The organism is Chitinophaga sp. GbtcB8, from assembly GCF_019091455.1.
Classification (GTDB): Bacteria; Bacteroidota; Bacteroidia; order Chitinophagales; family Chitinophagaceae; genus Chitinophaga.
This window is the reverse complement of record NZ_JAGXJN010000003.1, coordinates 116558-130748: the sequence shown is the minus strand read 5'-3', so window position 1 is coordinate 130748 and position 14191 is coordinate 116558. Positions and strand designations below refer to the sequence as shown.

Sequence of the window (14191 nt, the reverse complement as noted above, 5' to 3'; positions counted from 1 at the left end):
CAGAATTAATTCCTTCACCTTATGTCGTCAGCACCACAAAGATTTCTACCGCTGGATGTATTCCGGGGTATGACCGTATGTTTCATGATCATTGTAAATACGCCGGGTACCGCAGATGCTTTTGCACCGCTCCATCATGCTCACTGGCATGGCTGTACGCCTACCGACCTGGTATTCCCTTCCTTCCTGTTTGCAGTGGGTAATGCAATGAGCTTTAGCATGCGCAAATACGATCAGCTGGGTACCAGCGCAGTACTGGCTAAAATATTACGCAGAACGTTCCTCATTTTCTTATTAGGCTTCCTGATGTACTGGCTGCCTTTTGTACGCCATGCGGCTGACGGCGGCTGGGAATTTATTCCCATTGGCGATACCCGCATACTAGGCGTGTTACAGCGTATAGCCCTGTGTTATGGCCTGGCCTCGCTCATGATCTATTTCCTGCCAAAGAAAGGTGTCTGGGCTTTATCTGCAGTGTTATTATTAGGATACTGGCTAATTCTTTGGCTGTTTGGCCAACCCGGGGATCAATATGGCTTACATGGCAATGCGGTGCTGACCTTTGACCGCTTTATAATGGGCGATCATCACCTGTACAAAGGCGAAGGTTTTCCTTTTGACCCTGAAGGTATTTTAAGCACGCTGCCAGCCATTGTAAACGTGGTGGCAGGTTATTACACCGGGCTTTTTGTACAGCAGCAGGGCAAAACACAAAAAGGCCTTACCCGGCTTATTGTGGCAGGTTTGGCGCTGATCATTGCCGCACAAATATGGAACCTTGCATTTCCCATCAATAAAAAGATCTGGACCAGCTCTTATGTGCTGTTCACAGTGGGGATTGACCTGCTGCTGTTATCCCTGCTGATCTTTATAATAGATTTTAAACAACAAACCGGCTGGACAGGCTTCTTTACAGTGTTTGGTAAGAACCCGCTGTTCCTGTACCTGCTGTCTGAAGTGGTGGTAATATTCCTGTATTTCATCCACACCGGCGGTGTTTCCGTATATACATGGATAAACGATCATATTTTCCAGCCCATTGCACCGGGCAAAGTAGGCTCATTGCTGTTTGCGGTGGCCTACATGCTGTTTTGCTGGAGCGTAGGGAAAATACTGGACCGTAAGCGTATTTATGTACGTGTATAAAATCTGAATTGACAATGAAGAATTAATCAGGATATTGCATTGATTTACAATTACTATCCGTTTAATTCTTCATTGTTAATTAAATTACGGGGAACCATGGAACTTTCATTAAAAGGGAAAACCGCGCTCATATGTGGTAGCTCACAAGGTATAGGGCTGGCTAGCGCAAAGGAGCTGGCTGCCGCCGGCGCAGAATGCATCCTGATCTCAAAAACAGAAGCCCGGTTAAAAAAAGCAAAGGCGCTGCTGAACACCGATGCACAACAGCAACATCATTTTGTAGTAGCTGATTTCCGGGACCCTTCCTGGGTGGAGCAGGTGATCACTTCCCTTACAGAAAAACGCACTATCCATATTTTAGTTAACAATACCGGCGGCCCTGCGCCCGGCCCTATCCTGGACGCCAAAGCGCATGCCTTTACGGAAGCATATAACCAGCACCTGGTCTGCAACCATATCCTGTCACAGGCCGTGATCCCGGGTATGACGGCAGCTGGTTACGGCCGCATCATTAATATTATTTCCACTTCTGTAAAAACACCCCTGAAAAATTTAGGCGTATCCAATACCACCCGCTGGGCCGTGGCTGGCTGGGCTAAAACTATGGCCGGTGAACTGGCGCCCTATGGCATTACTGTAAATAATGTATTACCCGGCGCTACCGCTACTGCCCGCCTGCGCTCTATTATTAGTGCCAGCGCAGAAGCGCGCAATGTGGCCGAAGCAGATATTGAGCAGGAATGGCTGTCAGAAATACCCATGAAACGTTTCGGGCAACCGGAGGAGGTAGCCGCCCTGGTTGCTTTCCTGGCCTCTCCCAGCGCCAGCTATATTACGGGAACGAATATTTCTGTAGACGGCGGCAGAACGCCGGTGGGATAACACCTTAATATTAAGGCATCAATCTTGCAGGAGCAAGGTGGTTCAAACTGGATTGCTTATGTTTTTTCTGACTTCACGACAGGTGATATTCACCTTTTGCGCAGGCCTGCTATTTACTGCCTGTACGCACTCAACGCCCAATAAAAATGTTACCCAAGCCACAGACACCAATGCCAGCGCTGTTACGGCCGTACCCGACCTGGGCAACACACCGGAAGTACCTGACACGCAGTTCATTGTAGTAGATTCTATGGTAAATATCAGGGTTAATGACCAGGCGGTGCCGCGGGGACAACACTCATTTGACAGTGCGCTGATAACTTACTGGACAGATTGTTATAAAAGTAACGGCAAGCTGCCGGCTTACCTGCGTTTTAAATACCAGGGCACTGTGATGATGGGCGCCCGTGGAAATTTAATGGATGCGGTTGTGCGGGTGCAGGATTCTGTGAAAGATCATATTGCCCGGGAAAAATTTTCACAGGAATTTCATAAGATAGATCCGCAGCATCAGAAAGAATTAGAAAAGCTGTACCCGGTACTTTTTCAGCGAAGGCTTTGAGAGAAGCGCAAAGCAGAAAGCAAAAAGCAGAAAGCCATTGTAATGACTTCCTGCTTTTTGCTTTTTAACTCTAAGCTTTTGATTTAGGCTTTAAGCTTTATGCTTTCTGCTCAATTCGCATCAAACCACAACTTAGTCGTTAACACATCAGCACCCTGCGTGGCTACTGCTGTTTTATAATTTTCGCGGTTCACGGCCTGTTCCGTTGATGGATAAGTGAAACGCAATGGAATTTTACCCTGCAGCACACCGGAATAGGCTGGTTTCAGCTGCGGATAATCCAGGCGGCGCCATTCTGCAAAGGCTTCCAGGCCATTTCCAAACAGTGCCAGCCATTTTTGATCACCAATAGATTGTTTATAGTTAGTGGCGTTATATACCACTGCAGGCTGCGCTAAATATTTAGTCACCAGTGAATCTGTTATACCATACTGTTTTAATGAAGCGGTAACGGCCTGGTTGTAATAAGTAGCTGCATTGCCGCTTAACCAGCCTCTTTGCGCAGCTTCTGCCTGTATGAACAACAGCTCTGCATAGCTGAATAATACTGCAGGCGCATCGCTGGTCTTAAATACAGTACCAATATCAGAGGTTCTGTCAAAACCCAGGCGGGCAGCGGAATCTACCGGCAGGCCATTGGTTACGCCAATAAGATCATGCACGCTGGTATCTTTGGCCTTATCCGCATAAATGGTTAAGCGCGGATCGTTCAGCGCCTTCAGCTTATCAACAATAGCTTTACTGATGCGGTAGTCATTCCGGGTTTCGCGGTTGCGGCCTACCGGGTTTTGGTTGGGCGATGCTTTGTAATTGAGCTGTATGTTCTCTTTATTGTCTGCCACCAGCAAAGCAGCATCTGCACCTACTTCTGCAAATACTGTCTTTGATACCTCCGGCAGCTTGTCGGCAATGCGGATGGCAATGCGCAGGCGCAGGCTGTTGGCGAATTTTTTCCATAAACGCATATTGCCGGCCAGCAAAATATCGCCCTGTATGGGATTGCCGGTTTCGTCTATCAGCTGCGCGGCTGTTTTCAGCTCTGCCAGTATGCCGGTATAAATATCCTTCTGCTCATCATACTTAGGCGTAAGGTATTGCCGGATATTAGCGGCCTGAGAGTAAGGCACGCTGCCAAACAGGTCGGTTACATTCTGGAACAGCCAGGCCCGCATAATAAGGCCTACGGCTTTGTAGTTGGGATTGGGCAAACTATCGCCCAGCTGTACCAGGGTAGTAAAATCTTCTATGCCCTGCGCATAAAAGTTACTCCACACCGTTTGGATGTTGGCTGCTGCCGGTATGTAACGGTCCGGGTCTGTATACTGGATCTTGGACCAGTACTGTACGTACAGCAGGGCTGCTTCCATAGCTGCTTCATTACCCCAGTAAGTATCCACGTTAGCTTTAATACCATTGCTCAGCAGGTAATCCGGCTGCACAATGCGGGGTTCATTCGGGTTTTGGTTAATGCGCTCCAGCTGTTTCTGGCAACCGCTTATAACAGCTACCAGCGGCAGTGCTAACCATAATGTATATATGAATTTTAACTTTTTCATGTTAGTTCAGTTTCGCGTTCACAATTAAAAGGATGCTCTCAGGTTAATACCAAAGCTGCGTGCCGTAGGGATCTGCAAGGTTTCCAGGCCCTGCCCGTTACCGGTGTTGAAAGCGGTTTCCGGGTCAATGTTGGGTACTTTTTTGTCGATGATCCAGAGGTTACGGCCGGTGAGCGTAATGTTCAGATCCTGAAAACGCAGGCCACGGAGCCATTCGTGCGGGAAGGTATAACCGATCCTTACTTCGCGCAGCTTAATAAAGGAGGCGTCGTACACGCTGCTTTCATTCAGGCTGCTGTTGTATACTGCTTTGTAATAGGATTGTGCAGGCAGAATGGTAGTGTTCTGCTTACCATCAGCGGTTGTGCCGTTGAAGATCATACCATCATGATATACAGTAGCACCACCCGGTGCGCCGGTATTATGATCTGCCAGCTGCACGGGTGTAGCTTTTTTATCATTACCCGGGTAGTAATAGGGCAAGCCACCGTGTTCCGCATCGCGGCCAGGCAGGCTTTCTGCCAGCACACCAGTATAAATGCCGGTATAGTTGGTACCGGACCAAATGGAGCCACCTTGTTTGGTATCTATCAAAAAGCTGATGCTAATGCCTTTGTAGGATAATACGTTATTGATGCTGCCGATCCATTTGGGTGTATAATAACCCAGTATTTTTTTATTGGGATCAATGGCAGGTGAGCCGTCGGCATTCACCACTATCTGTCCCTGGTCATTCCGCAGGAAAGCCTTGCCGAACAAAGCGCCGTAACGTTGTCCCTTGCTGGCCAGCACCTGTATGTTGCCGCTGCTGCCCAGTACATAATCATTCAGGAAACCATCTTTATCCAGCTCCACCACCTTGCTTACGTTCCTGGAATAATTCACGTTCACGTCCCAACGAAAACCGGATGCCGTGCTAACCGGTGTTAAACCCAGGGTTACTTCTATCCCGTGGTTATTGATCTTACCGGCATTCAGGAGCTTTTTCAGGTAACCGGTGGTGGGGCTTACATCTGCCAGCAGGATCTGGTTAGAGCTGTTGGAGTTGTAGTACGTAACATCCAGCCGTGCACGGTCTTTGAACAGGCCGATTTCCGCACCTACCTCTGTAGCGGTAGTGATCTCCGGCTTCAGATCATCCTTCAGGAATTTATCAGATACTGTTAATAAAGGATTATTATCAAAAGGCTGGTTGAACGGGTAAGTGTTGATCAGCTGATAAGGATCTGTATCCTTACCTACCTGCGCCCAGCCACCGCGGATCTTCAGCAGGGACAGCACATTACTTTGAATGTGCAGCGCTTCGCTCAGCACCAGGCTGGCATTTACTGAAGGGTAGAAATAGGAATTATTGCCTTTGGGTAAGGTAGATGACCAGTCGTTACGGGCCGTAAGGTTTAAGAACGCATAGTCCCGGAAACCCAGCTGGGCAGAGGAGAACAAGCTATATACGCGCAGCTTTGAAAAGTAGTTGGTGGAGATCACCGGGTCGCGGGAGTTATTGAGCGTGTACACATCTTTCACGGCCAGGCGGGGCGCCTGCTGGTAGTTATTTTCCAGCTGGTTGGTACGCACGTTACCACCTGCCAGCACATCCAGGTTAAAATCGCTGCTCAGCTTTTTGTTGGCGTTCAGCGTAAATTCTGAATTGGTTTCCGTTACAGCATAGGCATCTTCTGTATATGAACCATAAGGCGTACCGTTGGAGCCATAAGCTACCTTGTACCTACGCCGGTCGTTATAATAATCTGTACCTACGCGCAGGTTGGCGGTTAACCAATCCAGCACCTGGTAAGAGAGGCGCGCATTGCCAAAGAAACGGTTACGGTTTTGCGCTACTGTATTTTCATACTGGATCCAGTAGGGATTGCTGTAATAGCTGTGGTTCCAGTTATAATCATTGCCACTGGCGTCTTTATAGTTGCGCAGCAGCCTGGTATCTACCTGGCGGCCAAACCAAATGAACTGCAGGGTAACGCTGTTGGCACGCTTACCATCTACACCCGGCAGGTTATCTGCATTACCGCGAATGTAGCTGCCATAAGTGCTCAGTGTAAGCTTAGGCGCTATGCGGTAAGTGCTGTTAAATGTAAAGGTGTTGCGGGTTATACCGGTGTTGGGTAACAGGCCGGTTTGTTTGGCATTGTTGTAAGAGAAGCGGTAATCCAGCTTATCATTTGTACCGGCAACAGACAAACCATTGTTCAGCGTATAACCGGTTTCGTAAAAGTCGCGCACATTATCAGGATGCGCTACCCAGGGCGCAGGCTGGCCGTTAGAGAAGAACTGGCGGATAAGACGCCCGTCCAACGCGGGGCCCCAGCTTTCATCCACCCCATCGTTAATTCCTCCTCCTTTACCATCAACATAATCAAACTGCCCGCCGGAACCCTGGCCATAAGCATTCTGGTATTTAGGTAAGGTAAGCAGCGTTTGCATAGTAGCGCTGGAATTAACCGTAATACCTAAGCCCTTTGCACCGCGGCCTGTTTTTGTTTTTAACACCAGCACGCCGTTTGCTGCGCGGGAGCCGTACAAAGCCGCTGCATTAGGGCCTTTCAGCACGCTTATGGATTCAATATCATCCGGATTCAGGTCAGAAATAGCATTGGGAAAATCGCGGGCGGTAGCAATACCAACACCCAGCTGGCTATTATCTATGGGAATACCATCCAGCACAAACAAGGGCTGGTTGTTACCTGCAATAGAGGTTTCGCCACGGATCACAATGCGGGAAGATCCCAGATTACCCTGGCTGTTGGTGATATTTACGCCGGCTATTTTACCGGATAGCGCGTTCACTAAATTCGTTTCGCGCGCCTCGGTAATGTCGCGGGATTTCAGCTCCTGTACGGCATATCCCAATGATCTTTTTTCACGGGAAATGCCCAGCGCCGTTACTACTACTTCCTGTAAACGGCTTTCTGAACTTTCCAGCGCTACGTTAATAACACGTGTATCATTTACCGCTATATCCACCCCGGTATAACCAATGTAGGAAAAGTGCAGCGTATCATTTGCTTTGGCGGAGATAGAATATTTCCCATCCGCATCTGTTTGCGTGCCTTTGCTACTACCCTTTACCGTAACTACGGCGCCGGGCACGCGCTGTGCATCCGCTTTAAAAGTGACCACCCCCGTGATCTTTGTATCCTGCCCGTAAACGGCCTGCTGTACCAACAGCAGCACGGACAGCAATACGATGGTGTGTAAAAATTTCATGATAAAACTGGTTTTAATTGATTGTTCACGACAATAGGAATTGTGTTGCGGCGATCACCGCAAAGAAGCGCCTGCAGCGCTTGTATCAGATTAGATTATATACATGTTGTTAACGCCAGCCCTGACAGGGCATACAGCGATGTATGAAGGCGCCTGAAATGTAATTGTGATGTTGGCTACAGTAAAATACAAGGGATATGCCCCTGCCGGTGTGCACCGTATCAGTCGTCATTTTATGGCCTGGATTTAGTTTCCTGGCTCAAAAGTAGTAATAATTTATTATTCTACAAACACTATAGACTAAATAGAAGTATCAATATTTTACACCAGCCTTTGCTAATTCTGCTTCATAGAAGATGACGGCATCTTTCCAGGCGCCGAAGCTCAGGTCGCCAAACCTGAAGGGATCCCTCACTTCTTTTACGCCGGCCGGCGCTTCCTCATCTATATCTACATAAGTAGTGTCTGTTCTTTCTTTTGGAAGAATAGCGGGTATCTCACGCCGGGGATCATCCTTCTTTCTTGGTGCAAGCAATAACAGATTTCTCTTTAATACAGCATTTAAAGCGTTCATGGTTTGGCCAATCATCTCGTCGCCCTTATCAGTTACCTGCACATCAGTTACCATTAATGACTTCAGCTCTATAGCGATCTCTGTAAGCTTCCTATTTAATTCTTCAGTTTGGTTTAACATAAATAGCCGCAAGTACAGCTTCTGTTCCCCTTCTAATTCCTTTGCCCGCACTTCATTTGAATATCCTGTTACCTCTTTCTCCCGCCGCAAAGCATACTTCTCTTTCAGCATTTCCGGTAATGCCTGCTCAAACCCGCTCAGCAGCTCCTTATCCATGTTCCTGCCATTTATCCAGGCTGATACTGTTGGGTCCTTTAATGTTTCCCGCCATAAAGCTTCAATATCTGTACGGGTATTTACCGGGAACCTGTTCTTCTCGATATTAGTATCTATCCCCTCAGGGTTCAGGGATTCTTCTATTCTGCCCCAGTACACAGTAGCTATATCTGCCATGGTACGGATGGCGGCTTTCAGGTAAGGCGGCATGGGTGTAGTAGCCTCCACAGATTTTTCAATGATGTCTACTATTATTTTATATACTTCATTGGTGAAAAGAACAGCCATATCCCTGGGCTGCGCGGACGGCCGCTTATCTACCTTATAACTGTTGTCTACAATAGATTGGGATACGCCCTGGTTCATATCCAGGTATTCATGCAGGTCAATAGCGCTTTCTTTTGTAGGAGAAACATTCACCTGGAAGGATCCTGTTTTTTGATTGATGATCACCTGCGGGCCCGCGCCCTCGTTCATCTTCAGACCGTCTGCTGTTAAGGCAATTCCCTGCATGCTGGTGAGTGGCACCGTTTGGCCTTGCGTCAGGGCGCCTGCTGCACTGCTGATCTCCCTGGTACCTTCTGCCAGCGCAGAGTTTAACGCAACATCGGGCTGATTATATTTACCGGTAGCAAATTCCAGTGTAGCTATCCCGTTAGTATCGTCTAGTTTCTTAGGATGTTCCAGGTGAATTTCCGTTGGCTGTCCATTCACCATCATGGTAGCTACAGAGGTTCCCTGGGCAAAGTTTTCCGGGCTGGTATAAGTCAATTGCCCTTTTACTTCTATTTCAGCGCCTATTTTACGCTGCACCACCGGCCCGGCTGGTAATGTAAAACGGCCCGGCAGCTGCTCACCTGAACTCTGTTTTAACTGCGGTATAAATTGCAATGGCTGCGGTCTTGCAGGAGATGCTTTCACTAAACCTGCATTATTATGTTGCGCGGGTGTAAATACAACTGCTTTGCGCTGCACACCTGCAGTGCCAATAGCTTCCTGTGCGGAGCGGCCGGAGGGATTTACAGCCGAATAATATCTGTCATGCATAGGTTTGAGGGCTTACAACATAAAGATAACCTTTTATTGGCTCTGCTCCATAATACTATACAGGATCTTTCTTTCTCCCATACTTAAGGTATCACGTGTCAGGGAATCAGCCGGGATCCAATGCCGTTTAAATGCGCTAATAGCGGCTACACTGTCTTTTACATTATAACCTATGATCCGCAATCCCTGCAGGTTGTTAAAATTATCCGGTACTACAATATTAGTAGTATCCCCATACCAAAGGCCAAAACCTTTTTCCGCCAGCTGCTGCCAGGGGAAATACGCGCTGGGATCCACTTTGCGGCCAGGTGCAATATCGCCATGACCAATAATATTCGCAGCAGGGATCGTATACCGGTGCCGCAGCGTATCCAGTAAGATCATCAGGCTGCGGATCTGCTGCGGGGGAAAGGGCTCAAAACCATTATTATCTACCTCTATACCTATGGACGATGAGTTAACATCCGTAAGGCTGCCCCATTTGGATGCGCCGCCATGCCAGGCCCGCAGGTAATCATTCAGCATTTGATGCACTACCCCATCCCGGCAAATTACGTAATGCGCGCTCACCTGTGTGCTGGGCATAGTAAAGGTGCGCAACGTTTGCTCACAGCTGTTTTGCGCGGTATGGTGAATGATCACATAATTAGGTTTGCGGATACTGAAATTAGTTGTACCGGCCCACCAGGTAACATTCTGCACGGAATCAATAAACACCGGCGCCGGGGGCTGGCGTAATACTTTTGAAAAAGCTTTTACCTGCTGTTTATGCACTTTATTGGTAGCCCTGTATGGTGAGCTGGCGCAGCTATAGATACATGCGATGAACGTGATAAGTACCAGAACGCGGATCATCATAATTGTACTTTTTGTAAAAAAGTGAAGGGTGAAAGGCAAAGCATATACGCCTTTCACCGCTATTAAAACCAATGTTATGCCAAAAAGTTCGGTTACTGGTAATGTTTGCCAATAGTATCTTTCTGGTGTTTCCAAAGCTCCTGGAAAATGGGGCTGTTATCCCGCAAATGTTCAAAGGTGCCTTCATCTACAATATGCCCCTGGCGTAAGATATATACGTAATCAAACTGCCCCAGCAGGTGCAGGCGGTGCATGGAGGAAATAAGGGCTTTATCTGCAAATGCTTTGAACAGCTTATCATAGATCATGGCTTCCGTTTTAGGATCCACGCTGCTGGTGGGCTCATCCAGCAATACCAGCTCGCTTTCCCGGGCGGCTAAAATGCCGCGGGCCAGCGCCAGGCGTTGTTTCTGGCCACCGGAAAGGTTCACCCCCTTTTCCCGGATGTCTGATCCCAGTCCCTGCGGCAGCTGCTGTATCACATCTGTAAAATGTGCGCTTTCGCATACGCTCAAAATATCCTCCTCGCTGAAAGGCAGGCCCAGCGTAACGTTATAGGCAATGGTATTTTCAAAGATCTCCGGTTCCTGCGGGAACAGGGTTACTGTTTCATTGATCGTATCCAGCCCGTATGGCTTACCATCTACCGTTAATTCCATGCCCGGCTGCGGGTTGTACAAGCCTCTTAATAAAGAGAGCAGGGTACTTTTACCGCTGCCGCTCTCCCCTATCAGCGCAATACGTTTGCCGCGGCCAATGGTAATATTCAAACGGTGCAGGCTTTGCGGCGCATGTTCCGCATCATACTGCTCCCGGTGTGAGAAGCTCAGCTCTTTAATCTGTATGGTCCGCCATTTCTCCGGCAGGTCTGTAGGCGCATCCGGGCGGTGCTGCTGCAGGTAAGCTTCTTTAATATTGCCGGCCGTTTGTACGTAGGTGTTATACTGCACAATATCCGTGTACTGCCAGGCTATATCATGGAACACGCTGGTGAACTGGTTTACATATCCCAGCAAGGTAACCAGGCCGGCTACATAAAATACCTTGCCCGGCTCCCAGTGCTGGTACACATAACCGGCGGCAATTACGCAGTAGATCAGCGTTACCATCATATCTGCACAAAACCATTTCCATTCATTGATCTTTACATTTTTGCGGAAAGGGCTGGCAATATGCTGCACTTTTTTCAGCAGGCCGCTTTCCATACTTTTTTCCAGCCGCAGGGTGATCACCGTCATGATGTTGGATAAACTATCAAACAAAGTAGAGGATACTACGTGCTCCCGCTCATTCACCTGGTCCAGCGTGCGGATGAAAGGTTTATCGAACCGGAAGATGATCCAGATGGTGAAAGCGCCCAGCAGTATACCAATACAGCCATACAACGGGGAAAAATAAAGCATGGCCGCTACGGAAAAAAAGAATTTGGCCAGCGCATGCATGTACATAAAACCCCGGTCAAAAAATTCTCTTAATGCTTCATATGCCTTGCGAATGCGGTTAATGGTGGCGCCGCTGTGATGATCCTGGTGCCATTTTACCGGCAGGTGTAAGGCCTGGTGATAACGTTCCTGCAAAAAGTTGCGGCTCAGGTTAAAGGCCAGCTGCCGCTCCATTACACGGGCCGGGCCGTGAAAAGACCACTCCGTGAGCTTCAGTAAGAAATAACCGCCTGCGTACAACAGGGTGTAATGCCATACCCGGGCCGTATCCCGCTGTACCTGTCCAATAAACCAGCCGAAAATAAAAGGTGTAAGGGAAGCGGCAATATTGGAGCACAGGAACATGACATATACCAGTACATACTTCTTCCGCTCCTGGCGCGCAAAACGCCATGCCGTGCTCAATAATGATATATAAGGGTTTCCCATGCTGAATAGTTAAGACGGTTAAATGGTGTAATATTTAAGGGTTTGATGAATGGGCTATTAGTATACCCATTCATCAAACCCTCAAACAGTATTACAAAAGTAAGAATTATTTCAGCTTCTCATCGCGGGAGAAGGAGTAAGGCGCGGCGGCCGGGGCGGTGCCCCTGCTTTTGTTAGGCGTAGCGCTCATGTTAAAGTTAATGGTACCACCCTGCTGCAGCGCGCTGTGTGCAAACCAGTTCTTCGTGTACGGCTGCCCGTTCACTTTCACATCCTGCACATAACGGTTATCTGCATTATTCTGCGGAGCGGTGATCACCAGCTTTTTACCATCTTCCATGGTCACCGTTGCTTTTTTGAACAGCGGTGCGCCAATCACGTACTGCTGTGTACCCGGACAAACAGGATAAAAACCCAGCGCGGTAAATACATACCAGGCGGAGGTTTGGCCGTTATCCTCATCCCCGCAATAACCATCCGGTGTAGGCAGGTACAGGCGGTTCATTACCTCGCGCAGCCAGTACTGTGATTTCCAGGGCTGGCCGGCATAGTTGTACAGGTATATCATGTGCTGAATGGGCTGGTTGCCGTGCGCATACTGGCCCATGTTCATGATCTGCATTTCACGGATCTCATGAATTACGCCACCGTAGTAGCTATCATCAAACACCGGACGCATTTTGAAAACAGAATCCAGCATACCTGCATATACATCGCGGCCCCCCATCAGGTCCATATGGCCCTGTACATCGTGGAATACAGACCAGCTGTAATGCCAGCTGTTACCTTCTGTAAAGGCATCGCCCCATTTGAAGGGATTGAACGGTGTCTGGAATTTACCATCCTTGTTCTTGCCGCGCATCAGCTTTGATTCCGGATCAAAAACATTGCGGTAGTTCTGGCAGCGTTTGGCAAAACGGGCTACTTCTTCAGCCGGGCGTTTCAGCGCTTTTGCCAGCTGGTATACGGTAAAGTCGTCATACGCATATTCGAGGGTACGGGCGGTATTCTCATTGATGTCTACATCATAAGGTACATACCCCAGCTCATTGTAGTATTTCACGCCTTTACGGCCTACGGAGGTTAAAGGTCCTTCGTTTTCCGTGTTGTGTAAAATAGCCTGGTAAGCAGTATTCACATCAAAGTTCTTAATGCCTTTCAGGTAAGCATCGGCAATAATGGAGGCGGAGTTGGAACCGATCATACAATCGCGGTGCCCGGGGCTGGCCCATTCCGGTAACCAGCCGCTTTCTTTATAGGCATTCACCAACCCTTCCATAATGTGCCCGTCCATAGTAGGATACATGAGTGTAAAGAAGGGGAACTCAGAGCGGAAAGTATCCCAGAAACCATTATCGGTGAACATATAACCGGGCAGCACCTCGCCATTATAAGGGCTGTAGTGCATTACCTGGCCTTTGGCATTCATTTCGTAAAACTTGCGGGGAAACAGCATGGCGCGGTACAGGCAGGAGTAGAAAGTACGTGTTTGATCTACCGTACCACCTTCTACTGCCAGGCGGCCCAGCTCCTTGTTCCATGCGGCTTTGGCCTTTTGTTCAATGGCGGCAAAATCGCTGCTGCCTATTTCCTGCTGCAGGTTCAGCTCTGCCTGTTCAGGGCTGATGAAGGAAGATGCTACTTTCACATTCACCTGCTCGCCCTGCCGGGTTTTAAAACCTATTACGGCGCCTACATGGTTATCTTTTGCTTCCAGGTCGCCGGTGTTCAGCTTTTTATTGGAAAAAGTGGCCTGGTAGGTGAAGGGCTTATCAAAATACAGTACAAAGTAGTTCTTAAAGTTAGCCGGTACACCGCCGCTGTTCTTGGTGGTATAACCAATGATCTTATTCTCCCCGGGAATTACCTTGATGTAGGAGCCTTTGTCCAGCGCATCCACCACCACAAAAGCGCTATCTGTAGCGGGGTAGGTGAAACGCAGGCGGGCAGCCCTTTCCGTGGGTGTGATCTCGGTGGTCACATCATGGTCGGCCAGGTACACGCTGTAGTAATAGGGGCGGGCTATTTCTGCCTTGTGGGAGAACCAGCTGGCCCTTTCATCTTCATTAAAAACTATTTTGCCGGTAATGGGCATTATGGCAAACTGGCCATAGTCGTTGATCCAGGGGCTGGGCTGGTGGGTGTGTTTAAACCCGCGCAGCTTTTCAGCATCGAAGGTATAGGCCCAGCCGTCGCC

9 protein-coding genes are annotated in these 14191 nt (G+C 48.5%); 3 read left to right on the top strand and 6 right to left on the bottom strand.

The window, feature by feature from the left end; all coding sequences use genetic code 11:
* Positions 1-21: 21 nt before the first annotated feature.
* The 3 genes from KVT36_RS05935 to KVT36_RS05925 all read left to right on the top strand — a co-directional run bounded on the left by KVT36_RS05935 (position 22) and on the right by KVT36_RS05925 (position 2590).
* Complete coding sequence (locus KVT36_RS05935) at positions 22-1146, top strand: acyltransferase family protein (protein WP_217602581.1); 1125 nt, start codon at positions 22-24, stop codon at positions 1144-1146.
* A gap of 96 nt (positions 1147-1242) precedes the next feature.
* Positions 1243-2028, top strand: a complete 786-nt coding sequence (locus tag KVT36_RS05930; protein WP_217602580.1) for an SDR family oxidoreductase — start codon at positions 1243-1245, stop codon at positions 2026-2028.
* Positions 2029-2086: 58 nt separating this feature from the next.
* Positions 2087-2590, top strand: a complete 504-nt coding sequence (locus tag KVT36_RS05925) for a hypothetical protein (RefSeq protein WP_217602579.1) — start codon at positions 2087-2089, stop codon at positions 2588-2590.
* Between the two features lie 110 nt (positions 2591-2700).
* Here the strand turns inward: KVT36_RS05925 and KVT36_RS05920 are convergent, their stop codons facing one another.
* The 6 genes from KVT36_RS05920 to KVT36_RS05895 form a co-directional block, all read right to left on the bottom strand.
* The gene (locus tag KVT36_RS05920; protein ID WP_217602578.1) at positions 2701-4146 is read right to left on the bottom strand and encodes a SusD/RagB family nutrient-binding outer membrane lipoprotein; all 1446 of its coding nucleotides are present in this window, start codon (positions 4144-4146) and stop codon (positions 2701-2703) included.
* 24 nt (positions 4147-4170) lie between these two features.
* The gene (locus KVT36_RS05915; protein WP_254639860.1) at positions 4171-7368 is read right to left on the bottom strand and encodes a SusC/RagA family TonB-linked outer membrane protein; all 3198 of its coding nucleotides are present in this window, start codon (positions 7366-7368) and stop codon (positions 4171-4173) included.
* Positions 7369-7681: 313 nt separating this feature from the next.
* Positions 7682-9265 (bottom strand): hypothetical protein, encoded by a 1584-nt coding sequence (locus KVT36_RS05910; protein ID WP_217602577.1) that lies wholly within the window; start codon positions 9263-9265, stop codon positions 7682-7684.
* A 33-nt stretch (positions 9266-9298) separates the two neighbouring features.
* Positions 9299-10123, bottom strand: a complete 825-nt coding sequence (locus tag KVT36_RS05905; protein ID WP_217602576.1) for an N-acetylmuramoyl-L-alanine amidase — start codon at positions 10121-10123, stop codon at positions 9299-9301.
* A 92-nt stretch (positions 10124-10215) separates the two neighbouring features.
* A complete protein-coding gene (locus tag KVT36_RS05900; RefSeq protein WP_217602575.1) occupies positions 10216-11994 on the bottom strand; it encodes an ABC transporter ATP-binding protein in 1779 nt (592 codons plus the stop codon).
* Between the two features lie 106 nt (positions 11995-12100).
* Positions 12101-14191: GH92 family glycosyl hydrolase (locus tag KVT36_RS05895; protein ID WP_254639859.1), on the bottom strand; the 2091-nt coding region annotated here is incomplete at its 5' end.